Raw genomic sequence first — 21,521 nt, forward strand, 5'->3', positions numbered from 1 at the left:
GTGGCGAGGGAGCTTGCTCCCGCTGGACTGTGCAGCAGTCCCATTTTTCGGGGCCGCTTCGCACTCCGGCGGGAGCAAGCTCCCTCGCCACAATTAATCGCAGTGCTTTTCAGACCTTCAACACTTTCCCGCCGATAGCGACGGCCACCAGCAACAGCGCCATCAACCCGAAGGCAAAACTCAAGCTGCTGCCGTGGGCGATGAACCCGATCACCGCAGGCCCTGCCAGAATTCCCGCATAACCCAGTGTTGTAATGGCCGGCACTGCCACGCTTTCCGGCATCACCGTCTGTTTGCCCACGGCGGTGTACAGCACTGGCACGATGTTCGAACAGCCAGCCCCCAGCAGTGCATAACCCACCAGCGCCAGCTCCCAGCTCGGTGCGAATGTCGCGAGAAACAGGCCGCCGGCGGCCGTCAGCCCACCCAACACGATCACCCGTGTCGCACCAAGGCGGTGGACAATCGCGTCTCCGGTCAACCGGCCCACGGTCATGGTCAACGCAAATGCGGCGTAGCCCAAGCCTGCGTACGCCGTGTCGATCCCGCGTTCCTGCGTCAGGAATACTGCGCTCCAGTCGAGCGCCGCGCCTTCGGCGAGGAACACGATGAAGCACATTCCGCCGATGAACAGCACGATGCCGTGGGGAACGGCAAACGCCGGCCCCGAACGTTCACTGCCATACGGCAACATGTGCGGCGCGGCTTTGCACAGCGCGATCAGCAGCAGCACGACCACCACCAGCATCGCCCCCAGCGGCGAAACCCCGAAGCCGAGCAAGGCGCTGACGCCCGCCGCACCGACAATCCCGCCCAGGCTGAACAGCCCATGGAAACCCGACATCATGGTCTTGCCGCTGGCCCGTTCGACGATCACCGCTTGCAGGTTCACCGTCGAATCCACCGTGCCCAGGCCCGCGCCGAACATGAACAACGCGGCGATCAGCGCCGGAATCGACGACACCGTCGCCAGCAGCGGCAGCGCCGCACAGATCAACAGGGTGCCACCGACCGCCACCCGCCGGCAGCCGAAGCGCGTGGCCAGAATCCCGGCCATCGGCATCGCCAGAATCGAGCCCACCCCCAGGCACAACAACAGCAGGCCGAGGGTTCCTTCATCCAGCCCGGCCCGCGCCTTGGCGTAAGGCACCAGCGGCGCCCACGCGGCAATCCCGAACCCGGCGATGAAAAAAGCCACGCGCGTGGACATTTGTTCCAGGCGTCCGGGCACGAAGGTGGTCTGGGTGTTGAGGTTGGTCATATCGATCCTTGGCAAAAAACGTCGCGTCCCCAAGGGACAGTGACTCACCGGTGAGGTTCGATCAGCGTCCGGACGGTTACGCGTTCAGGCAGGGTGACATCCTTGCACAGCTTGTCTCGGTTTCGCGATATGTTGCACGCCTGCGATGGTTATACGGGAGGCGTCATGACGCCGTTCTACGATGCTCGAGGCAACATCTATGCGGTAGTGGCGCCTGACGCGGTGCGTCGCGAAGGGATCGATTTACCGGAACAGGCCGGTCTGGCGGCGCAAACCCGCGCGGCATGGGCGAAGTCGGCCATCGAGGCATTCTGCGCCTGGGCGCCGGGCACGCAACCGGCCGGCAGCAAGGACCATCGCTGCGATGGGCTACTGGTGGGGCCGTTTCAATCAGCGCCGCCGTTCGATCTGTTGATCGTCAACACCGACGGCACATTGGCTGAGCGCAGTGGCAACGGGTTGACGATTTTCTCTCAGGCGCTCAGCGACCAAGGGCTTTTTCCGGACCGCGAAGCCTGTGTGCTCAGGGTTCATCACGACAAGGCCGATACGCCTTCACCGGGTGAAACGTCGGTGAGCGCCGCGCAGGTCGAGGGCGTTCAGGGTTTCTGGCTGGACCTGGGCAAACCGGCGTTCGGGCCTGAGGCGGTCAGTGCGCACGGGGTTGAAGGGGTGACAATGAACGGTCGTGAACTCAGCCAGGTTCAACCGCTGTCGGCACTGGAGCCGGCGTGGTCCCGCAGCCAGTTCGTGCGGGTCGGCAATCCGCACTGCGTGACGCTTGTGGAGGACGCGCAGGCATTGCCGTCCAATGAGCAGATGCGCGAGGGGAGATTGTCCGAAGGCTTGACGCAAATTGCCTACGCCATGCCGACGGGAGCAGGGCGGCCGTGCCCGGCGGGTATCAATTTGCAATGGGCGATGCGGGCGTCAGAAGGGCGAGTTGTCGCTCGAGTGTTTGAACGCGGGGAAGGCCCGACCGCGTCGTCCGGCACCAGTGCGAGCGCAGTAGCGTGTGCGGCGTGGCGGGTGGGCTGGGTGGCGGCGGGTGAGGTGAGCGTGGCGATGCCCGGTGGTACGGCGCCGATTTTGCTGGAGGAAATGGGCGGTGAATTGAGTCGGGTCAGCCTGTTCGGTACGGCGCGGTTGAAGCGGTGATCTCAGGGTCGCCTTCGCGAGCAAGTCCCCCACATTAGATCTCTGTCCGACACATAATTTATGTCCACTGAAGATCAAATGTGAGAGCGGGCTTGCTCGCGAAGGCGCCATTACTGTCGAAGCAAAATTCAGGGTTGCTCGCCAAAAAACTCCACCACCGGCATCTGCCGCTTCATCAATACCTTCCCGCCACGAACCGAATACAGCGGCAATCCCTGACTGCGGATCACCTCGTAATCGCTGTCCGCCGATAAAATCAGCAAATTCGCCGGCCGTCCGCGCTCCAGTCCATAACGCTCACCCAACGCCATGGCCTTGGCGCTGTTGTCGGTCACTAGGTCCAGCGCGCTTTGCAGGTTGCGATACCCCAGCATGTGACAGATGTGCAGACCCGCTTCGAGCACCCGAAGGATGTTGCCGTTGCCCAGCGGATACCAGGGATCGACGATCGAGTCCTGGCCGAAACACACGTTCATCCCCGCTTCGAGCAACTCGTTCACCCGGGTCACGCCGCGGCGTTTCGGAAAGTTGTCGAAGCGTCCTTGCAGGTGAATGCTTTCGGTCGGGCAGGAAACAAAACTGATCCCCGAATGCCCGAGCAGGCGAAACAGTTTGGCGCAGTAAGCGTTGTCGTAAGAACCCATGGCCGTGGTGTGGCTGGCCGTGACCCGCGAACCCATGTCGCGGCTGCGGGCTTCCTCTGCCAGCACTTCGAGGAAGCGCGAATGCGGGTCGTCGGTTTCATCGCAATGCACATCCACCAGGCAACCTGTGCGCTCAGCCAGGTCCATGAGGAATTTCACCGAGCTCACGCCCTGGTCGCGGGTGTATTCGAAATGCGGAATCCCGCCGACCACGTCCGCGCCCATGCGGATCGCTTCTTCCATCAGTTCGCGACCGTTGCGGTACGACTCGATGCCTTCCTGCGGGAACGCGACGATTTGCATGTCGACCAAGTGCCGACTTTCCTCGCGCACTTCGAGCATCGCCTTCAGCGCGGTGAGCTGCGGGTCGGTCACGTCGACGTGGGTGCGCACATGCTGGATGCCGTGGGCGGCGAGGGTCTGGATGGTTTTCTTGGCCCGGGTCTCGGTGTCCTCTTCGGTGATCGTGACCTTGCGCTCGCCCCAGCATTCGATGCCTTCGAACAGCGTGCCGCTCATGTTCCAGCGCGGTTCGCCGGCAGTCAGCGTGGCGTCGAGGTGGATGTGCGGTTCGACGAAGGGCGGCACCACCAGGTTGCCGCCGGCGTCCAGGTCATCGGGGCCCAGGGTCGGCGCTTCGGTCTGACGGGCAATGTTGCTGATCAGGCCGTTTTCCAGGTGCAATTCATGCAGGCCTTCTTGGTTGCGCAGGCGGGCGTTGATGATGTGCATCAGGTGAATCCTTTTAGAGATCTTGTAGTGGTGCGTTGGCGGCACGGGCACCGAGTACGCCAGTCAATATCACATACGTTAGCGCGGCAGCGGCAATCCCTACCAGCGGCGCGACCCATGGCGAACCGAACGCGGCAACCGTGCCGACCGCATAAGCGCTCAGACCCGGCCAGTTGAATGCCGGTAGCCGAGCATCGGCCAGTCGAGGATATTGACCACGGTAGCGAAAGAAAAAGTCCGCCATGATCACGCCACCGATCGGCGGAATCACGGTGCCCAGCAGAATCAGGTACGGCACCAACAGATCGTACATGCCCAGCAATGCCAGCAGCGTGCCGATCACCGCGCCGGACAGGGTCACGGTCTTGCGACGGCGGGTGCGCAGCAGGTTGCAGCCGGCGACGGCGAAGTTGTAGATGGTGTTGTCCTGGTGCTCCAGATGTTGAGCAGCAACATCGCCATCGCAGCCATGGCGAAGCCTTGCAACAGCAACACTTCGACGACATCGGGTTGCTGATAAACGATGGCCCCGTAGGCGCCGATCAGCACCATCAGTCCGTTGCCGATGAAGAAACCGATCAGGCTCGCCAGCACCGCGACCCGCGCCGAGCGGGAAAAACGCGTCCAGTTGGTGGCTTGCGTGGCGCCGCTGACGAAGGTGCCAAACACCAGGGTGATCGCGGTGGACCAGTCCAGCGTGCCGGTCGGGACGACGGCCAGCAAACCATCGAGTCCGCCGACTTTCACCGTCGCGACCCACATCGACAGCATCAGCAGCAACATCATGGCCGGCACTGCGATGTATGAAAGGATTTCCAGTCCGCGATAACCGACATAGGCCGTGGCGCAAAACGCCAGACCGAACAGCACCATCAGACCCAGCACGGTGCCTTCGCTCAACTCGAAATACTTGCCCAGCACCACGGCCGCCGTGGCGGTGCCCCAGGCGTACCAGCCGATCTGGGTGAAACCGAGGATCAGGTCGCTGAGCTTGCTGCCCACTTCCCCGAAGCAGAAACGCCCCATCAGCACTGAGTTGAGCCCGCTCTTGAAGGCGATGTAGCCCAGCGCTGCGGCGTAGATCCCCAGCAGCAGATTGCCGACGATGATCACCGCCATCATTTCGCCGAAACTGAACGCCACACCGAGCTTGCCGCCGGCAAACATGGTGGCCGTGAAGAAGGTGAAACCCAGCAGCACCATGGCCGTGGAGGCCAGGCCTTTGCGGGCGTGCATCGGCACTTCGCTGAGGGGGTAGTCGTTACCGGGATCATTTTGCGTCATGGGGCGTTCCTTGCTGAGTGGGTGACGCGGAAGGGTTGCAGTGGTCGTGCCAAGCGGGTGGATGCCGTTATGTATAGACGAGCGGAGAGGATTGGGGCGGGGGAAGGGCACGAAACCGGTGCAGCTGAATGAACACAGGAACCATGTGGGAGCGAGCTTGCTCCCACAGGGGGATATTCGTTTTTTCAGAAAGAGGGCAAGAACCGCAACAACGCCGCGACGATGGCTTCAGGCGCATCCTCCTGAACCAGATGCCCGGCATTGGGGATCGGGTGAAACTGCGCCCCCGGAATCATCTGCTGCAACGCCTGCCCCCGCTCGATGGGAATCCACTGGTCATCTTCACCCCAGAGAATCTGCACCGGGCAGCGAATGGTCGGGTACAGTCCCTCAACTTCGCGGGTATAGCGCTCATCCATTTGCGCGATCTGCCGGTAAAACCCCGCTTGCCCCGGATCGCCCAGCCACGGCTGGACGTAATGGGCGAGTTCCTCGTCGGGGATTTCCCGCTTGATCGCCCCACGAATGTAGGCCGGCACGATCGCCCGCTGAATGTAATCAGGCAGTCCGCTGAACGCCGCCTCATGCTGGCGCACATGCTGCACAAACGGCGAACCCCAGGGCGACAGCGCCACCGGGTCGATCAGCGTCAGGCTGCGGTAATTCTTGCCGTTCAGCAGATGCGCGCGCAGCACCGTGGCGCCGCCGAAATCGTGGGCCACCACATCCGGGCAGTCCAGGCCCCAGTGCTCCAGCAGTTGCGCCAATAGCTCGTTCTGTACACCAAGGGACACATCACCCTCGACCTTCTCGGACAGGCCATAACCCAACAGGTCGAAGTAATGCACCCGGTGTGACGTGATGAAGTGCGGCGCAATCCGGTGCCACACATACGAAGAGAAGGGTGTGCCATGCACAAACACCAGCGGCGGGCCGTCCCCCCGAACGGCGTAGCGAACGGAGTGCCCGTTGAAGCGGTAGGTCTGAGCGAGCGGCCAGTCAGTCATGGGTGCGTCCTCTTGGCGGGTACCAGCCAAAAAGCATAGGCATAAAAAAACAGCCAGTCCCGGCAGTTTTTTTGATCTGTCGGATCAGCGGGATGAATACCTGTGATTTGTGACAGTAGACGGCTTTTGGGCGCAGATGCTATCCAGAGTCCATGGACAATTTCAGCCTGCATCACGGAACACCGAAGCTGGCGGTCATCGACCCGCGCAGCCTCGCTGTGCGCGGCGTGACGTACTGGCGTGGGGAGAGCGGGCAAACGCCGCAGGCGCGGGTGACGCGGCAGGGGTTCGATGCGGCGGGGCGTGGAGTTGAGCAGTGGGATGCGCGGTTGTCCGCACCGGCATTGAGGCATTGTTTCAGCCTGACCGGCAGGGTGGTGGCGACTGACAGTGTCGATGCCGGTTGGCGGGTGGCTTTGTTTGGGCAGGCCGCTCAGGTGTTGAGCGGGCGGGACGGTCGGGGTACTCGGCAAGAGACTGAGTACGACACGTTGCTGCGTCCTCTTGTCGTGATGGAACAGGCACGGGTTGTGGAGCGCTTCGAGTACGGAACCTGTGGTCCCGAAGCGAATCCGGGAAACCAATGCGGCCGGTTGATCCGCCATGATGACCCGGCCGGTACACGGCATATGCCGGAGTACGATTTGCTGGGGCTGGCGCTGAATGAAATCAGCCACTTTCTGGCCGCTCTCGATCCACCGGACTGGCCGCAGGAGAGCTCCGTACGCGATGGGTTGCTTGAACCCGCCCCCGGCTTCGAAAGCCGCTGGACCTACAATCCGCTCGGCGATCTGCTGAACCTCACCGACGCCAAAGCCCATCGTCGCCACTTCACCTACACCGTGGCCGGCCAGCTCAAGGACGGCTGGTTGCAACCGGCGAACACCGCCTCGCCCGGACAATGCCTGGTGCACGACATCCGTTATAACCCTGGTGGCAAAGTCGAGCGGGAAACCGCTGGCAATGGCGTGGTCACCGAGGCGCAGTACGCGCTCGATGATGGCCGTCTGCTGCGCTTGTGCGCCGGGTTGCCGAACGCCGCTCCAGTGCAAGACCTTCGCTACACCGTCGACCCGGGTGGCAACATTGTCCAGATCGACGATCACGCACTGCCAATCCGTTACTACAAAAACCAGCGTATCGACGCTCAATGCACCTACGGCTACGACACCCTGGGACAGCTAACCCTCGCTACGGGTTGGGAAGCCGAAAAGTCATCCTTTTATCCCTTCGCGCCGTACCACCCCTCGACCAACCCTGATGCCGTGGTCAACTACCGCGAAGAATACGACTACGACGCGACGGGCAACATGATCGAACTGCGGCATCTCGGTGCTCAACCGTTTACCCGCCGATGGGCCGTGGCCACGAACAGCAACCGCAGCCTGCTTGAGGGCGATCAGCCACCGGATTTCGTCAGTCATTTCGACGCCAACGGCAACCTGCAGTTTTTGCAGCGTGGCCAAACCCTGGCCTGGGACCTGCGCAACCAGTTGTCCCGCGTATCGCCAGTGGTGCGCGAAGGCGAAGACGATGACACTGAAATTTATGTGTACGGCGGCGGGGGCAAACGCCTGCGCAAGGTCCGCACCGCACTGGCCGCCGCCCACACCGTGATCGCCGAAGTGCGCTACCTGCCGGGGCTGGAGATCCATCATCGTCCGGGCGGCAAGCAGCATGAAGTGCTCGACCTGGAGGCCGGACGCAATCGGGTGAACTGGTTGCACGGCGCCGATGTGCCGGAGCATTCGTTGCGCTACCACCCGACCGACCACCTCGGTTCCGGGACGCTGGAACTCGGTGAACAGGCCAAGGTGCAAAGCCGGGAAGTGTATTACCCGTTTGGGGGGACAGCCTGGGAGGATCACAGCGATCAGAGCGGTGCGTACAAAACCATTCGTTATTCAGGCAAGGAACGCGATGCGACCGGGTTGTATTACTACGGTTATCGGTACTTTGCGCCGTGGCTGAGTCGCTGGATCAACCCCGATCCGGCGGGGGCGGTGGATGGGTTGAATGTGTATTGCTTTGTGGGGAATTCGCCGGTGGGGAGGGTGGATCGAGACGGGAGAGTGGGTACTTCGGTTGATCGAAACGCTATAGCGCTGGATGTAGATGAAATTCTAGCGAGGTCAATAAATCCGGATGAGGTGGCTAAAGTAAACGAGTTGGTAAAAGAGCTTGATTCCCCCAAAGCAGGGAGGACCCCATCATTCCTGTCATTGGACCTGGATAAAATACTCGCGCATCCGAGGCCTGAAGATGAGGCAGAACTGCGTAAAAATTGGGGGGTGGCGGTTAACACCTCAGGATCATCGTCGAAGCAAACCTCTTCCCAACATTTTTCCTGTCCGACATGCAACAAGGTGCTTTCGAGTTCTATTGCACTTGTTCGGCATGTACGTATTCATACCCAGGAAAAGCCATACGGCTGCTTTGATCCCTCATGCAAAAAAAGATTTTCTGTTTCTGGTGATCGTGCCCGGCATATGAAAATGCATGCTGGTGAGAAACATTTTAGTTGCACTGTCTGTGGCAAAGAATTTGCTGATAATCAGAAACTAACAGAGCATCGGTTAACACATAACAACGAAAAACTATTCACTTGTGATGTGTGTGACAAAAAATTTACTCAACTGAGAGGTTTGCAAGTGCACAGGCAAACACATAGTGATGAGCGTCCTTATAAGTGCGATTGGTCCGGGTGTGGAAGTTTATTTTCGAATGCGAGTAGTGCAGCCAGGCATAAACGAACACATATGAGCGAAAAGCTTCATTCCTGCAATCAAGAAGGTTGTGGTCGAGAGTTTTCGCGTAGGGACCATCTAAAAAGACATATGCTGACGCATACTCGTAATTAGGTGGTCCTGAAATCGAGCACAGTTAATTATTGGCTATGAAAAACCACCCTGTTGGATAGTCATTTATCAGTCCAACACTTACTCGCCGCGATAGATACAGCCGCTAGTGCACGTCTCATGAATCCGTATCGCACTAAGTTCCGGCAGCAAAGGCTTGAGTTCAGCCCAGATGAATTTGGCCAGCACTTCACTGGTCGGATTCTCCAACCCCGGAATGTCATTCAAATAGTTGTGATCCAAGCGCTCATACAGCGGCTTGAAGATCGCCTTGATCTCCGAGAAGTCACGAATCCAGCCGGTATGCGGATCAAGATCGCCACTCAGATGAATCGCCACTTTGAACGAGTGACCGTGCAGGCGGCCGCACTTGTGGCCTTCCGGGACGTGGGGCAGGCGGTGGGCGGATTCGAAGGTAAATTCTTTGAAGATTTCCACAGTGGTTTCAGCTCTGTCAGGTGGCGATCGCCGCGGCGATGTGGGCAGGCGGCGAGTTTAACAGTTTGTCCTGACTAAAGGGTCAGCAAGCGTTCGCCAAGTCGACCGTTGGCGGCCAGTTCGAGAAACTCATCGCCCAGCCTGCGACTTTCATCCATCGTCGCACGCCAGTATTTCTGCCGGCTCGGCGCATCGCCCATGAAGCGCTTGAAGTCGTTACGGTCCGGCAGTTTGCCGTAGGGCAGGCGTGCCAGGTATTCCTTCGACGGTGCCAGCAGCAGGACATCCTGCAAGCGCGTGGTGCACGCGCGGCGCCACGGCAGGGTTTTGTCGAACCAGCCGGGGATCACCCGGTCGGTGAAGTGCGGGTACAGCACGATGTCGTTGCCGCTGTAGGGCAAGTCGAGGTGATAGTCCAGCAGACCGCCATCGCGGAAGGTTCCGGCGCCAGCGCCGGGCAGGTCACGCACGCCTTCCATCACCATCGGGATCGAACCCGAGGCGAGCAGGGCCTGACGCAGGTTGCCGACATTCAGCGCGACGAAGCGTGACGGGAAGTCGTTCAGCGCATCGACCGGTGGCGCCAGGCGTGGGTCGTGGAGGATCAGCCGCTCGAAATGCCGCGATAGCCGTGCGCGACTGCGCAGGTTGTCGGCGATTACCGACGACAGGCCCAGCCCGAGGCGACCGCGATGATCATCCGCGAGCAGGCCGTGGCTTTTGACCACCATGATGTTCAGTCGGTAATGGGCGTTGTCCAGAATCGAGGCGTCGCGGCCGTCGAGCAGGTCATCGAGCATGCGCTGCGAGCTCTGGCTGATCTGCGCCATGGTCACGCCCTTGGCGAAATTCTGCTCGGTGTAGAGATGACCGAGACGGCGGATGCCTTCGGCGGCATCGGGCAGGCAGGCGCTCGCGAAGCGCCAGGAGCCGACCGATGCGCCGATCAGCGACCGTTCGCGTGGCGCGGCGGGCAGCCATTCGCCGAACAACGCCAGGTCCAGGCCTTGAATTCCCAACGCCTTGGGCCCGCCAGCAGCGCCCGGCAATGTGCCGACATCGGCGGCGTTCAAACCGTGTTCTCGGATGCGCGCGAAGGCGCGGGGACCGGCCTTGAGGGTCAGGGAAGGGAACTTGATGTGGATGGCGGTCATACCGGTCTCGATGTCTGGCAAGCGGGGGATTATAAGCGTGTCGCAATCAATCAATGTAGGCGCTGCCGAAGGCTGCGATCTGTTGATCTTGCTTGTTGGCGCCTATGAAGCCGCCAAAAATCAAAAGATCGCAGCCTTCGGCACGAGGGGGGCGTCAGTGATATCGTGCTGCAATCATCGATGATGGCAATTCAGTTTCAATTAAGTTCGAATCGCTAAGGTGACTGCCGTACGCAACACATAAAAAATACGGAGACACCCCATGAAAACCCTGACTGCCCTGATCACCGCCTCCCTCATTGCCATCACCGCCAGCCTCGCCCATGCCCGTGATTTGGGCCCCGACGAAGCTCTGCGGCTGCGCGACGCTGGTACCATTGTGTCTTTCGAGAAGCTCAACGCCACGGCACTGGCCAAACACCCTGGCTCGACAATTACCGAAACCGAGCTGGAAGAAGAGTACGGCAAGTACATCTATCAGGTGGAGCTGCGCGACCCACAAGGCATTGAATGGGACCTGGAATTGGACGCTGTCAGCGGGCAGGTTCTCAAGGATCATCAGGATACGTAATGAAGGTGTGTTCATTTTCACGCATGGCGCTGGTGCTCCTGGCGTTTTGCTCGGTGGTCATGGCCCGCGACCTGGATCAGGACGAAGCCCTGCGCCTGCGTCAGCGGGGCGTGATCATGCCGCTCGAACAGTTGTTGAAGCAGGCAATGGACCGCTATCCCGGGTCGAAACTGCTGGAAGCCGAGCTCGAAGAGAAACACGACGTCTACATTTATGAAGTCGAGTTGCTGACCACCGAAGGCGTGGTCCGTGAGCTGGACGTCGACGCCATCACAGGCCAGTTACTGAAAGACAAGGAAGATTGACCGATGCGATTGCTGCTGGTGGAAGACCATGTGCCCCTGGCCGACGAACTGATCGCCGGCCTCAACCGTCAGGGTTACGCCGTGGACTGGCTGGCCGACGGCCGTGACGCGGTGTATCAGGGCAGCAGCGAACCCTATGACCTGATTATCCTCGACCTGGGTTTGCCGGGTTTGCCAGGGCTCGACGTGCTGGCGCAGTGGCGCAAGGGCGGGCTCGCCACGCCGGTGCTGATCCTGACGGCGCGCGGCTCCTGGGCCGAACGGATCGAAGGCCTCAAGGCCGGTGCCGATGATTACTTGACCAAACCTTTCCATCCTGAAGAACTGCACCTGCGCATCCAGGCGCTGTTGCGCCGCTCCCATGGCAAGGTCAATCAACCGACGCTGCAATCGGCGGGCTTGCACCTGGACGAGGGGCGCCAATGCGTGACCCGCGATGGCGCCGACATCCAGCTCACCGCCGCGGAATTCCGCCTGCTGCGTTATTTCATGTTGCACCCCGAGCAGATCCTCTCCAAAAGCCACCTCGCCGAACACCTCTACGACGGCGAAACCGAGCGCGACTCCAACGTGCTGGAAGTCCACGTGAATCACCTGCGGCGCAAGCTTGGGCGCAGCGTGATCGAAACCCGTCGCGGCCAGGGTTATCTGTTTGGCGGTCAAGCGCAGTGAGGTCGATCCAGCGCCGCTTGAGCCTGGGACTGATCAGCGTGATGGTGGTCGTCGGCCTGGTGCTGGCGCAAACCAGTCTGTGGCTGTTCGAAGTGGGTTTGCAGCGTTACCTCGAGGCGGGGCTGCGCAACGACAGCGAAGACTTGCTGGTGGCGCTGGTGCGCGGACCACAGGGCTTGCAACTGGATGAGCGGCACCTGTCACCGGCCTATCAGCGCCCGTTTTCCGGGCATTACTTTCGCATCGATTTTGCCGACAGCCATTGGCGCTCGCGTTCGTTGTGGGATCAGGAATTGCCGCGTCTCGACCATCCCGGCCTGCACAGCAACCTGCAACTGGGGCCGGAAGGCCAGCAATTGCTGGTTTTGCGTTCGGACTATCGCCGTTTGGGCCAGTCGATTTCCATCAGTGTCGCCCAGGACTACACCCCGGTGCGCGACAGCTTCAAGCGCATGCAGCAAGTGGGGCTGGGCCTGGGATTGGCGGGGCTGTTGCTGATTCTGCTGTTGCAGCGGATCACCGTGCGCCGCGCCTTGCGCCCACTGGAAAGGGCTCGCGAGCAGATTGCCCAGTTGCAGCAGGGGCAGCGTTCGCAACTGGATGATCAGGTGCCGGTGGAGCTTGAACCGCTGGTGGCGCAGATCAACCATTTGCTCGCCCACACCGAAGACAGCCTCAAGCGTTCGCGCAATGCGCTCGGCAATCTCGGGCATGCCTTGAAAACCCCGCTGGCGGTGTTGTTGAGCCTGGCGTCCAGCGAAAAACTCGACGCCCATCCCGAGCTGCGCAAGATCCTCAAGGCACAACTGGAACAGGTTCAGCAGCGACTCAACCGCGAACTCAATCGTGCCCGGCTGTCCGGCGATGCGCTGCCGGGGGCGCTGTTTGATTGCGATGCGGAACTGCCGGGATTGCTCGCCACGTTGAACCTGATCCACGGCGAACACCTCGACCTGAGCTATCGCGCACCGGCCGGTTTGCAGTTGCCATGGGATCGCGAAGACCTGCTGGAACTGCTGGGCAACCTGCTCGACAACGCCTGCAAATGGGCGGATGCCGAGGTGCGGTTGAGCGTGGTCGAGACGGCTGAAGGATTTCAGTTGAGTGTGGAAGATGATGGGCCGGGGATTCCCGAGGACCAGCGCGATCAGGTGTTCAGCCGGGGGACGCGGCTGGATGAACAAACGGATGGGCATGGGTTGGGGCTGGGAATTGTGCGCGACATCGTCGATACGTGGGGCGGGGGGCTGCGGCTGGAGGAGAGCGAGTGGGGTGGGTTGAGCGTTGTCATCGAACTCCCCAAGCGCTGACAGCGATCCGAAGCCAACCGATAACCCTGTGGGCGCAGGCTTGTGTGGCGAGGGGATTTATCCCCGTTGGGTGGCGAAGCCGCCCCAAACACTTGGGCCTGCTTCGCAGTCCAACGGGGATAACTCCCCTCGCCACAAGTCGCTCCCATTGGATTGGCGTTAAACCCGGAACTGATCCATCAGACTCTGCTGCTGATTCGCCAGGCTATTCAACGACTGGCTCACCCGCGCCGACTCATTCGCCTGCCCCGACAACGACTCGGTCACGTCCCGAATCGTCGCCACGTTGTTGTTGATCTCTTCCGCCACCGCGCTTTGCTCCTCCGCCGCGCTGGCGATCTGCAGGTTCATGTCGCTGATCACCGTGACTGCGTCGCCAATCTGCCGCAACGCCGTGACCGCCTGGCTGACCTGCTCGACACTGCCCTGGGCCTGACGATGGCTGTTGTTCATCGACCCCACCACATCCTGGGTGCCGCTTTGCAATTGCTCGATCACCAGACGGGTTTCTTCGACAGACTCCTGAGTGCGTCGCGCCAGGTTGCGCACTTCGTCGGCCACCACGGCAAAACCACGGCCGGCTTCACCGGCACGGGCGGCTTCGATGGCTGCGTTGAGGGCCAGCAGGTTGGTCTGCTCGGCGATGGCACGAATCACTTCCAGCACTGAACCGATCTTCTCGCTGTTCGCCGCCAGGCCTTCGACCTGCACCATGGCCGCGCTCATGTCGGCGGCGAGGTTGTCGATGCTGCTGGTGGTCTGGTCGATCACCGTCAATCCGCGGCGAGTCGCCTGGTCCGCGTCCTTTGCAGCCTGTGCCGCTTGCGCAGCGCTGCGGGCGACGTCCTGGGCGGTGGCGCTCATTTCGTGGGAGGCGGTGGCCACCTGATCGACCTGGCGGTATTGCTGCTCCATGCCGGCACTGGTTTGCGTGGCGATGGCGGAAGACTGATCCGCCGTGCTGCGCGCGTCCTGCACCGAGCGTTTCACTTCGGCGATGATCGGTTGCAGCTTGTCGAGGAAACGGTTGAACCAGCCAGCCAGTTGGCCCAATTCATCCTTTTTGTCGTAAGCCAGACGCCGGGTCAGGTCGCCTTCACCGCTGGCGATGTCTTCGAGCATGTGCGCGACGCCAAGGATCGGCCTGGTCACGCTGCGCGCCATCAACCACACCAGCAACAGGCCGATCAACGCCGCCAGCACACCGAGGCCGAGTTCGACCAGCGTGCCGGCGGTATTGCTGTCGTCGAGTTGTTTCTTCAGCGCCTCGGCCGGGCCGATCAGGACTTTTTCCGGCACGTCGAGCAACACGCCCCACGACTTGCCACCGGGGATCGGCTGGAACGGCGAGAGCACTTTCAACTGCTGGTCGCTGTGCAGGCTGGTGGTTTTGCTGCTGTTGGCGAGCAGGCGGATCAGCTCGGCGCCGTTGGTTTTATCCACGGCATCCAGGCGCTGGCTGAGTTTGCTGGCGTCCGGGCTGTAGCCGGCGAGCAAACCGGCCGGGCTGATGATGCTGACGTGGGTCTGGCCGTCATAGAGCTTTTTGCTCGCGCCCTGACTGACCGCTTGCAGGCTGTTGAGGTTGATGTCCACCGACAGCGAAGCGATGACTTTACCGTTGAGCATCAGCGGGAACACGATGCTGGTCATCAGCACGTTCTGGCCGTCGATCACGTAGAAGTAGGGTTCAATCACGCAAGGTTTGAGCGAGGTGCGCGGGCAGGTGAACCAGGCGTTGGCGGGCTCGCCGCTGGGGCCGGTGCGGGTGTCGGCCATGTCCGTTTCGGGCAGCGCCATCGACGTCACCTTGCCGGGTGTCGGTTGCGACCAGTACAGCGCGAAACGGCCCTTGTCGTTACTGCCCAGTTCCGACTGGCCGGCGAACAGTTCGTCCTTGCCGTCCAGCGCATTGGGCTCGAACACGAGGGACAGGCCGAGCAATTCTGGATTGGCTTGCAGCGCGGACTTGACCTGGCGGGTCAGGTCTTCGCGCAGGTCGAAGGCATCGAGAAAGCGCTTTTCGGCCTGATCACGCAGGAACAACACCTGACGTGAAAAGCCGTGGCCATATTGATAGGCGTCCATGAACTGCTGGCGAATCCCCAGCGCCTGGTTTTCGCCCTGGGACTCGATCCGGGCCTGGGCAGCTTCGGTGAGCATCTCCATGCTCGAGGCTTTCACCAGCTCGGAGCTGTGCTCCATGCGGTACAGCGAAAGACCTACCAGCAAGGTCACGATACCCGCCAGGCAAAGCCCGGCCAGCAGGGTGATTTTCCATTGAATGGAAAGTTGTCTGAGCGACATGGAGACGTCCTTATTCGATAAATATCTGAGACTTTGCACTGTAACGGCCGCGAATCCGCTTTCTTTATTCGGTGTGCGGAGCTTTTGTGGCGAGGGAGCTTGCTCCCGCTGGGTTGCGAAGCGACCCCTGCATTCTTTCAGTCGCACCCCATAGTCAGGTTTTGCGACTGCTTCGCAGCCGAGCGGGAGCAAGCTCCCTCGCCACAGGGGTATCACTGGCCGTTACATGTTCGTTGGCACCACTCGCTTTGACACCGGCCCCACTCTGCGGCACAGTGCGCGCCGTCTAATAAAACCCATTCCTTGTCCCGCTGGCGTCTCTTCGCAGACTGCCGGCCGGGTCCATTTCGCTTGCCTTGAGGTAACGATGATTAATGCTGTAATTGCCGCGGTCGGCGTCATGCTGGTGCTCAGCCTGTCCCGCGTGCACGTTGTGATCGCGCTGATTATCGGCGCGCTGGTGGGCGGCCTGACCGGTGGCCTGGGCATCGACGCCACCCTGAAAGCGTTCAACAGCGGCCTCGGCGGCGGGGCCACGGTGGCCTTGTCCTATGCCTTGCTCGGCGCCTTCGCGGTGGCGATTGCCAAGTCCGGCCTCGCCCATGCGCTGGCGGACAAGGCCCTGGCCATGGTCGATCGCCAGCACGCCAACGGTGGTGGCTCGGTCAAGTGGCTGTTGATCGGTTTGCTCTGGGTGGTGGCCATCGCTTCACAGAATATTCTGCCGATACATATCGCGTTTATTCCGTTGCTGGTGCCGCCGCTGTTGTATGTGCTGACCAAGCTTCAACTGGATCGCCGCTTGATCGCCTGTGTCATGACCTTCGGCCTGATCACGCCGTACATGTTCCTGCCGGTGGGTTTCGGCAACATCTTCCTCAATGAAATCCTCCTGGCCAACGTGGCCCGCAGTGGCGTGGACATCAGCGGCATCAACGTTACCCATGCCATGGGCATTCCGGCGCTGGGCATGGTCGTGGGGCTGGCGGCAGCGTTCATCAGCTACCGCAAGAAACGCGTCTACAACCTGGAAAAGATCGAGCAGGTCGAACAGGTTGCGGTCCAGTACAACCCGTTGAGCCTGATGGTCGCGGGTGTGGCCATCGCGGCGGCGTTCATCATTCAGCTACTGCTGGATTCGATGATTATCGGTGCGCTGGCGGGTTTCCTGATCTTCTCGGTGTCGGGCATCGTCAAGTGGCGCGACACCGACGACCTGTTCACCGAAGGCATGAAGATGATGGCGATGATCGGCTTCATCATGATCGCCGCCTCGGGGTTTGCCGAAGTGATGAAAGCCACTGGTCAGGTGCAGACGCTGGTTGAAACGTCGGCGTCGTGGATCGGCCACAGCAAGGGCATCGGCGCGCTGTTGATGTTGCTGGTCGGCTTGCTGGTGACCATGGGCATCGGCTCATCGTTTTCCACCGTGCCGATTCTGGCGGCGATTTTCGTGCCGCTGTGTGTGCAACTGGGTTTCAGCCCGATCGCCATCGTGTGCATCGTTGGCACCGCCGGCGCGTTGGGCGATGCCGGTTCGCCGGCTTCGGACTCGACACTGGGCCCGACCTCCGGCCTGAACATCGACGGCCAGCATCACCACATCTGGGACACCGTGGTGCCGACCTTCCTGCATTACAACCTGCCGCTGCTGGCGTTCGGTTGGGTGGCGGCGATGGTGCTCTGATTCAGGATCAAAAGATCGCAGCCTTCGGCAGCCCTACAAAGGAATGGCACACACCCTGTAGGCGCTGCCGAAGGCTGCGATCTTTTTTGAGCATTCAACTTTTGATCCGGCGTGCCGTTAAAGCCTTTAACCACGCCAACAAAAATCAAAAAGAGTGAACCGTCATGCGCATGAGCCTGAAGGCTAAAGTCCTGTCCCTTGCCGTACTCCCGGTGTTGCTCTTTGCGCTGGTCATCAGTTTGACCACGTTGTTCGTGCTGCAGGAGCAGGCCCGCAAGGAAGTCGAGGAGACGCGCCAACGCCTGCTCAGCGATGCCAAGGCCACCCTGCAAAGTTACGTGGCCGTGGCGATGACTACGATCAAACCGCTCTACGACGCCGCAGCCCCCGGTGACGACGCGGCGCGGGCCCAGGTGATCAAATTGCTGTCGAGCGTCAGCTACGGCAAGGAAGGTTACTTCTTCGGCTACGACTCCAACACCGTGCGCCTGTTCAAGGCCAACAGCCCTGAAGGCGTGGGCCAAAGCTTCAAGGACAACCGTGATCCGAACGGCGTCTACGTCAACCGCGACCTGGTGAAAGTCGCCAAGGACGGTACGCATTACCTGCAATACAGCTCGCCATTGCCCGGCAATACCAAGGTGCTGGTGCCGAAACTCGGCTACACCGAATACCTGCCGAAGTGGGACATGGCCGTCGGCACCTCGGTCAACCTCGACGGCATCGAAGCGCAGGTGGCGGTGGTCGAGGCCAAGGTTCAGGAGCGCATGGAAGGCGTGTTGCTGAGCATCATCGGCATCGCCGTAGTGGTGCTGTTGGTGATCGCCGCCGCCGGCATGCTGCTGGCCAACACCATCCTGCGTCCGCTGAACCTGATGAAAGCCAACCTCGATGACATCGCGGCAGGCGAGGGCGACCTGACCCGGCGCCTGACCATCACCAGCCAGGACGAACTCGGCCAGCTCGCCGGTTCGTTCAACCGTTTTGTCGACAAGATCCACGGCCTGGTGCGCCAGATCACTGAAATGACCTCGCAACTGACCGGGCTGGTGAATCAGGTGTCCGATCAGGCTCAGCGCTCGGATCAGGCGATGGAGCGTCAGCGTCACGAGACCGATCAGGTCGCCACGGCGATCAACGAAATGTCGGCCGCCGCGCAGGAAGTTGCCAAAAGTGCTCAGAACGCCGCCGTCGCCGCGCAACAGACCGACGAAGAAGGCCAGACCGCTAAGCGTGTGGTGGCGGGCAGCATCGTCAAGATTCATGCATTGGTCGACGATATTCGCAGCAGCGGCGTGTCCCTCGACAGCCTGCAAAAGGACGTGTCGTCGATTGTCAGTGTGCTTGGGGTGATCCGTTCGATTGCCGAACAGACCAACCTGTTGGCGCTCAACGCTGCGATCGAAGCGGCCCGTGCCGGTGAGGCCGGTCGCGGTTTTGCGGTGGTGGCCGACGAAGTCCGCGCACTGGCCAGCCGCACGCAAATCAGCACCCAGGAAATCCAGGGCATGATCGATCGCCTGCAGGCGGGTACTCAATCGGCGGTGGAAGCGATGCGCCGTTCCAGCGAGGCTGGCGACGGTACGTCCGCACAGGCGAACGAAGCGGGCGCGTCCCTCGACACCATGGCCCAGCTGATCGGCACCATCAACTCGATGAACGCACAGATCGCCAGCGCCGCCGAAGAGCAGACCGCCGTGGCCGAAGAGATCAACCGCAGCGTGCATCAGATCGCGGTGGCTGTGGACAACGTGGCTGACGAAACCCAGCTCGGCGCCCAGACCTCCCGCAGCCTCGCGGATCTGGGTCAGCGCCTGGGCAGTCTGGTCGGACAGTTCCGTATCTGATTTGATGATGCTCTTGTGGCGAGCGAGCGAGCTTGCTCGCGCTCGGCTGCGCAGCGGCCCTGAAAATTTGTGAGCGCTGCGCACTCAAGCGGGAGCAAGCTCCCTCGCCACACTCGCGTGTTCGACTCAGGTTCTAGGGCCTGTCCCAATACGGCACCGGCCCAAAGCATTCGACAAAGAAATCAATCACCGTGCGCACCTTCACGGATAACCGTCGGCTGCCGGGCCAGAGCACGGCGATCTGCTGCGGCTCAAGGCTGTTGGACACCTGATAGTCCCCCAGCACCGGCACCAGCGTGCCGTTGCGCACGGCCTCACCAATCAGCCATGACGGAAACATCACCAGCCCCAGGCCCTGTTCGGCGGCCTGGGTGAGTGTGTCGGCGTGGTTGCCGGTGAGCGGTCCCTTCACCGAATAGGGCGACCAGTCCTGCCGACCCTGGCGGAAAAACCAGCGCTGCTGGCCGGTTACACCTTTGTAGGCCAGGCATTGATGCGCCGCCAGGTCCTGGGGATGTTGCGGGATGCCATGGCGCTCAAGGTAGGCCGGGCTTGCCGCGACCTGAAAGCGGTGGGGCGCCAGAATGCGCGCCTGCATGCTCGAATCGTGCAGCGGGCCGATGCGGAACAACAGGTCGGCGCCTTCCTGCAACGGGTCGATGTAGCTGTCGGTCTGTTGGATGTCCAGTTGCAGTTTCGGATAGCGCTCGCACAACTGCCCGAGCCACGGTGTCAGGTGCCGTTGCCCGAACACCACGGGGGCATTGATCCGCACCAACCCGCTGGGCTCGCTTTGCTGTTCCTGCAGGGCTTGTTCGGCTTCTTCCAGTTGCACCAGCACCAGCCGCGCATGGTGGCCGAGCATTCGTCCTGCTTCGGTGGGCGAGACGGCGCGGGTGTGACGGTAGAGCAATTGCTGGCTCAGGGCTTGTTCCATCAACTGGATCTGTCGGGAAATCGAGGAGGGCGCCAGGCCTTCTCGGCGGGCTACCTCGGAAAAGCTGCCGTGATCGAGCACCGCGACAAATAGCCGAAGCGCCTTGAATCCCAATTCGTTGAGGCCGTGCATGGCGGTTCCTGCTGTGCGAGTTGCGCAAAAGTGTTGTCAGTATGATCCCGTTTATCGCAAAGCAGCACCCGCCGATAATGCGCGCCTGTTCCACTGACTACTCAAAACCCATGTGGAAGCGAGCCTGCTCGCGATAGCGGCCAGACATCCAACATCAAGGTGACTGACAAATCGCTATCGCGAGCAGGCTCGATCCCACAAGGGAAGGTGTTTTTTCTGATAAATGGCAGGTGTTCATTCATGCAATCTTCTTCAATCGACGTGGGCGTTGCCACAACGCCAACCACCAAACCAGGGTTACGGCTCTTGTTGTTGCCCCTGGTCATCCTCGCCGGCATGGGCCTTTCCGTAGAGGCCGGTCTGCTCGGCCCCCTCGGCGTCCAGGTCGGGCACTTGTGGGCGACGCTGAGCATCTTCGGGGTTGGCTCGGCGATTCTGTTCCTGCTGCTGTTGTTCAGCGGCCCGCAACGTGGCCCGGCCTTGAACGCATTGCCGCGCTGGCAGTTGATCGGCGGTTTCCTCGGGCCGATGTACGTGGTGGTGCTGACCCTGGCCACGCCGCACATCGGCATTGCGATGACGATGATCGCGATTCTGTCCGGGCAGGTCGGCAAAAGCGTGCTGATCGACCACTTCGGCTGGTTCGGCACCACCCGCAAAAAGGTCAACGGTGAACGCTGGCTGGCCTTGCTGCTGATTGTCGCGGCACTTGTTCTGATTGCTCGGGGTTGATGATGAATCTGATTATTTTGTTGGCGGTGGTCGTGGCCGCCGGTGCGGTGTTGAGTGTGCAGGCGGCGATCAACGGACGTCTGGGCGAAACGGTCGGTGTGTTGCGCAGCAGTTTGCTGACGTTCGTGGTGGGCGCGGTGAGCACCGGGTTGCTGATCCTGTTTTTCGAACCGGCCCATGCCGTGAGCCTGTTGGACGTGCCGAAATGGCAACTCAGCGGCGCGTTGTTCGGCGTGGTGTACATGATGGTCATGGTGGGGGCGGTGCCGCGGGTTGGCACGGCGGTCGCGACGGTCGCGGTGATCGTCGGGCAACTGGGTATGGGGATGCTGATCGACAACTTCGGCTGGCTGGGCAACCCGGCGATCGAGCTGTCCGGGAGCCGGGTATTGGCGATGGTGTTGCTCGGGTTGGCCTTGGTGTTCATGTATCGCAGCAGTACGCGGCAGGCCTGACGCCAGCTCCTACACTGGTGAGACGGATCG

The 21,521-nt window shown here is 61.1% G+C and carries 17 protein-coding genes and 3 pseudogenes; 11 read left to right on the top strand and 9 right to left on the bottom strand.

What is annotated here, in order from left to right:
* Positions 1 to 109: 109 nt before the first annotated feature.
* On the bottom strand, positions 110 to 1,261 hold the full coding sequence (locus ACM6I5_RS03805) for an MFS transporter (protein ID WP_017339730.1): 1,152 nt from the start codon (positions 1,259 to 1,261) through the stop codon (positions 110 to 112).
* Positions 1,262 to 1,426: 165 nt separating this feature from the next.
* On the opposite strand from ACM6I5_RS03805, the gene ACM6I5_RS03810 reads away from it, so the two are divergent.
* Entirely contained in the window at positions 1,427 to 2,419 is a 993-nt protein-coding gene (locus tag ACM6I5_RS03810) for a diaminopimelate epimerase (protein WP_414883227.1), read from the top strand.
* 128 nt (positions 2,420 to 2,547) lie between these two features.
* On the opposite strand, the gene codA is transcribed toward ACM6I5_RS03810, so the two are convergent.
* From codA to ACM6I5_RS03825, 3 genes and pseudogenes are all read right to left on the bottom strand, one after another.
* Positions 2,548 to 3,795 carry a cytosine deaminase gene (gene codA / locus ACM6I5_RS03815; protein ID WP_414883228.1) on the bottom strand — a complete coding sequence of 416 codons (1,248 nt, stop codon included), beginning with the start codon at positions 3,793 to 3,795 and terminating at the stop codon, positions 2,548 to 2,550.
* A 13-nt stretch (positions 3,796 to 3,808) separates the two neighbouring features.
* Positions 3,809 to 5,079, bottom strand: a pseudogene (codB, locus tag ACM6I5_RS03820) (cytosine permease).
* A 185-nt stretch (positions 5,080 to 5,264) separates the two neighbouring features.
* The gene (locus ACM6I5_RS03825; protein WP_414878000.1) at positions 5,265 to 6,086 is read right to left on the bottom strand and encodes an alpha/beta fold hydrolase; all 822 of its coding nucleotides are present in this window, start codon (positions 6,084 to 6,086) and stop codon (positions 5,265 to 5,267) included.
* 152 nt (positions 6,087 to 6,238) lie between these two features.
* Here ACM6I5_RS03825 and ACM6I5_RS03830 point away from each other — a divergent pair, with 152 nt between their 5' ends.
* Positions 6,239 to 8,947: a C2H2-type zinc finger protein gene (locus tag ACM6I5_RS03830; protein ID WP_414883229.1), complete on the top strand. Its 2,709-nt coding sequence runs from the start codon at positions 6,239 to 6,241 to the stop codon at positions 8,945 to 8,947.
* 78 nt (positions 8,948 to 9,025) lie between these two features.
* Here the strand turns inward: ACM6I5_RS03830 and queD are convergent, their stop codons facing one another.
* Both queD and ACM6I5_RS03840 read right to left on the bottom strand, forming a co-directional pair.
* Positions 9,026 to 9,382, bottom strand: a complete 357-nt coding sequence (queD, locus tag ACM6I5_RS03835; RefSeq protein WP_414883230.1) for a 6-carboxytetrahydropterin synthase QueD — start codon at positions 9,380 to 9,382, stop codon at positions 9,026 to 9,028.
* Between the two features lie 74 nt (positions 9,383 to 9,456).
* On the bottom strand, positions 9,457 to 10,536 hold the full coding sequence (locus ACM6I5_RS03840) for a patatin-like phospholipase family protein (RefSeq protein ID WP_414883231.1): 1,080 nt from the start codon (positions 10,534 to 10,536) through the stop codon (positions 9,457 to 9,459).
* A gap of 262 nt (positions 10,537 to 10,798) precedes the next feature.
* Between ACM6I5_RS03840 and ACM6I5_RS03845 the strand changes: the two genes are divergently transcribed.
* From ACM6I5_RS03845 to ACM6I5_RS03860, 4 genes are read left to right on the top strand one after another with little or no spacing between them, the layout of a single operon-like run.
* Positions 10,799 to 11,107: a PepSY domain-containing protein gene (locus ACM6I5_RS03845; RefSeq protein WP_414877998.1), complete on the top strand. Its 309-nt coding sequence runs from the start codon at positions 10,799 to 10,801 to the stop codon at positions 11,105 to 11,107.
* Positions 11,107 to 11,412, top strand: a complete 306-nt coding sequence (locus ACM6I5_RS03850; RefSeq protein WP_414883232.1) for a PepSY domain-containing protein — start codon at positions 11,107 to 11,109, stop codon at positions 11,410 to 11,412. Before ACM6I5_RS03845 ends, ACM6I5_RS03850 begins: the two co-directional genes overlap by 1 nt.
* 3 nt (positions 11,413 to 11,415) lie before the next feature.
* A complete protein-coding gene (locus ACM6I5_RS03855) occupies positions 11,416 to 12,084 on the top strand; it encodes a response regulator transcription factor (RefSeq protein ID WP_414877997.1) in 669 nt (222 codons plus the stop codon).
* On the top strand, positions 12,081 to 13,394 hold the full coding sequence (locus ACM6I5_RS03860; RefSeq protein ID WP_017339719.1) for a sensor histidine kinase: 1,314 nt from the start codon (positions 12,081 to 12,083) through the stop codon (positions 13,392 to 13,394). Before ACM6I5_RS03855 ends, ACM6I5_RS03860 begins: the two co-directional genes overlap by 4 nt.
* A 159-nt stretch (positions 13,395 to 13,553) precedes the next feature.
* On the opposite strand, the gene ACM6I5_RS03865 is transcribed toward ACM6I5_RS03860, so the two are convergent.
* Positions 13,554 to 14,309 carry a methyl-accepting chemotaxis protein gene (locus ACM6I5_RS03865; protein ID WP_414883248.1) on the bottom strand — a complete coding sequence of 252 codons (756 nt, stop codon included), beginning with the start codon at positions 14,307 to 14,309 and terminating at the stop codon, positions 13,554 to 13,556.
* A 102-nt stretch (positions 14,310 to 14,411) separates the two neighbouring features.
* A pseudogene (locus tag ACM6I5_RS03870) lies at positions 14,412 to 15,701 on the bottom strand (HAMP domain-containing protein); the annotation flags it as partial.
* Between the two features lie 370 nt (positions 15,702 to 16,071).
* Between ACM6I5_RS03870 and ACM6I5_RS03875 the strand changes: the two are divergent.
* From ACM6I5_RS03875 to ACM6I5_RS03885, 3 genes and pseudogenes are all read left to right on the top strand, one after another.
* On the top strand, positions 16,072 to 17,388 hold the full coding sequence (locus tag ACM6I5_RS03875) for a Na+/H+ antiporter family protein (protein WP_162491081.1): 1,317 nt from the start codon (positions 16,072 to 16,074) through the stop codon (positions 17,386 to 17,388).
* 170 nt (positions 17,389 to 17,558) lie between these two features.
* A pseudogene (locus tag ACM6I5_RS03880) lies at positions 17,559 to 18,377 on the top strand (cache domain-containing protein); the annotation flags it as partial.
* A gap of 102 nt (positions 18,378 to 18,479) precedes the next feature.
* Positions 18,480 to 19,235 carry a methyl-accepting chemotaxis protein gene (locus tag ACM6I5_RS03885; protein WP_414883249.1) on the top strand — a complete coding sequence of 252 codons (756 nt, stop codon included), beginning with the start codon at positions 18,480 to 18,482 and terminating at the stop codon, positions 19,233 to 19,235.
* A gap of 133 nt (positions 19,236 to 19,368) precedes the next feature.
* Here the strand turns inward: ACM6I5_RS03885 and ACM6I5_RS03890 are convergent, their stop codons facing one another.
* A complete protein-coding gene (locus ACM6I5_RS03890; RefSeq protein WP_017339715.1) occupies positions 19,369 to 20,304 on the bottom strand; it encodes a LysR family transcriptional regulator in 936 nt (311 codons plus the stop codon).
* Positions 20,305 to 20,544: 240 nt separating this feature from the next.
* On the opposite strand from ACM6I5_RS03890, the gene ACM6I5_RS03895 reads away from it, so the two are divergent.
* Both ACM6I5_RS03895 and ACM6I5_RS03900 read left to right on the top strand, forming a co-directional pair.
* Positions 20,545 to 21,036, top strand: coding sequence for a DMT family transporter (locus ACM6I5_RS03895; RefSeq protein WP_017339714.1), 492 nt, complete (start codon positions 20,545 to 20,547; stop codon positions 21,034 to 21,036).
* A complete protein-coding gene (locus ACM6I5_RS03900; protein WP_017339713.1) occupies positions 21,036 to 21,491 on the top strand; it encodes a DMT family transporter in 456 nt (151 codons plus the stop codon). Before ACM6I5_RS03895 ends, ACM6I5_RS03900 begins: the two co-directional genes overlap by 1 nt.
* The last annotated feature ends 30 nt before the right edge of the window (positions 21,492 to 21,521 follow it).

Origin of the sequence: Pseudomonas sp. IT-P171 (genome assembly GCF_949767765.1) — a bacterium.
In the GTDB taxonomy this organism is placed as follows: Bacteria; Pseudomonadota; Gammaproteobacteria; order Pseudomonadales; family Pseudomonadaceae; genus Aquipseudomonas; species Aquipseudomonas fluorescens_B.

Coding starts and splice junctions, on each gene's coding strand:
- ACM6I5_RS03900 (WP_017339713.1), top strand. CDS start 21,036: ATGATGAATCTGATTATTTTGTTGGCGGTGGTCGTGGCCGCCGGTGCG.
- ACM6I5_RS03840 (WP_414883231.1), bottom strand. CDS start 10,536: ATGACCGCCATCCACATCAAGTTCCCTTCCCTGACCCTCAAGGCCGGT.
- ACM6I5_RS03890 (WP_017339715.1), bottom strand. CDS start 20,304: ATGCACGGCCTCAACGAATTGGGATTCAAGGCGCTTCGGCTATTTGTC.
- codA (WP_414883228.1), bottom strand. CDS start 3,795: ATGCACATCATCAACGCCCGCCTGCGCAACCAAGAAGGCCTGCATGAA.
- ACM6I5_RS03810 (WP_414883227.1), top strand. CDS start 1,427: ATGACGCCGTTCTACGATGCTCGAGGCAACATCTATGCGGTAGTGGCG.
- ACM6I5_RS03805 (WP_017339730.1), bottom strand. CDS start 1,261: ATGACCAACCTCAACACCCAGACCACCTTCGTGCCCGGACGCCTGGAA.
- ACM6I5_RS03850 (WP_414883232.1), top strand. CDS start 11,107: ATGAAGGTGTGTTCATTTTCACGCATGGCGCTGGTGCTCCTGGCGTTT.
- ACM6I5_RS03830 (WP_414883229.1), top strand. CDS start 6,239: ATGGACAATTTCAGCCTGCATCACGGAACACCGAAGCTGGCGGTCATC.
- ACM6I5_RS03855 (WP_414877997.1), top strand. CDS start 11,416: ATGCGATTGCTGCTGGTGGAAGACCATGTGCCCCTGGCCGACGAACTG.
- ACM6I5_RS03885 (WP_414883249.1), top strand. CDS start 18,480: ATGGAGCGTCAGCGTCACGAGACCGATCAGGTCGCCACGGCGATCAAC.
- ACM6I5_RS03825 (WP_414878000.1), bottom strand. CDS start 6,086: ATGACTGACTGGCCGCTCGCTCAGACCTACCGCTTCAACGGGCACTCC.
- ACM6I5_RS03895 (WP_017339714.1), top strand. CDS start 20,545: ATGCAATCTTCTTCAATCGACGTGGGCGTTGCCACAACGCCAACCACC.
- ACM6I5_RS03865 (WP_414883248.1), bottom strand. CDS start 14,309: ATGGAGCAGCAATACCGCCAGGTCGATCAGGTGGCCACCGCCTCCCAC.
- ACM6I5_RS03845 (WP_414877998.1), top strand. CDS start 10,799: ATGAAAACCCTGACTGCCCTGATCACCGCCTCCCTCATTGCCATCACC.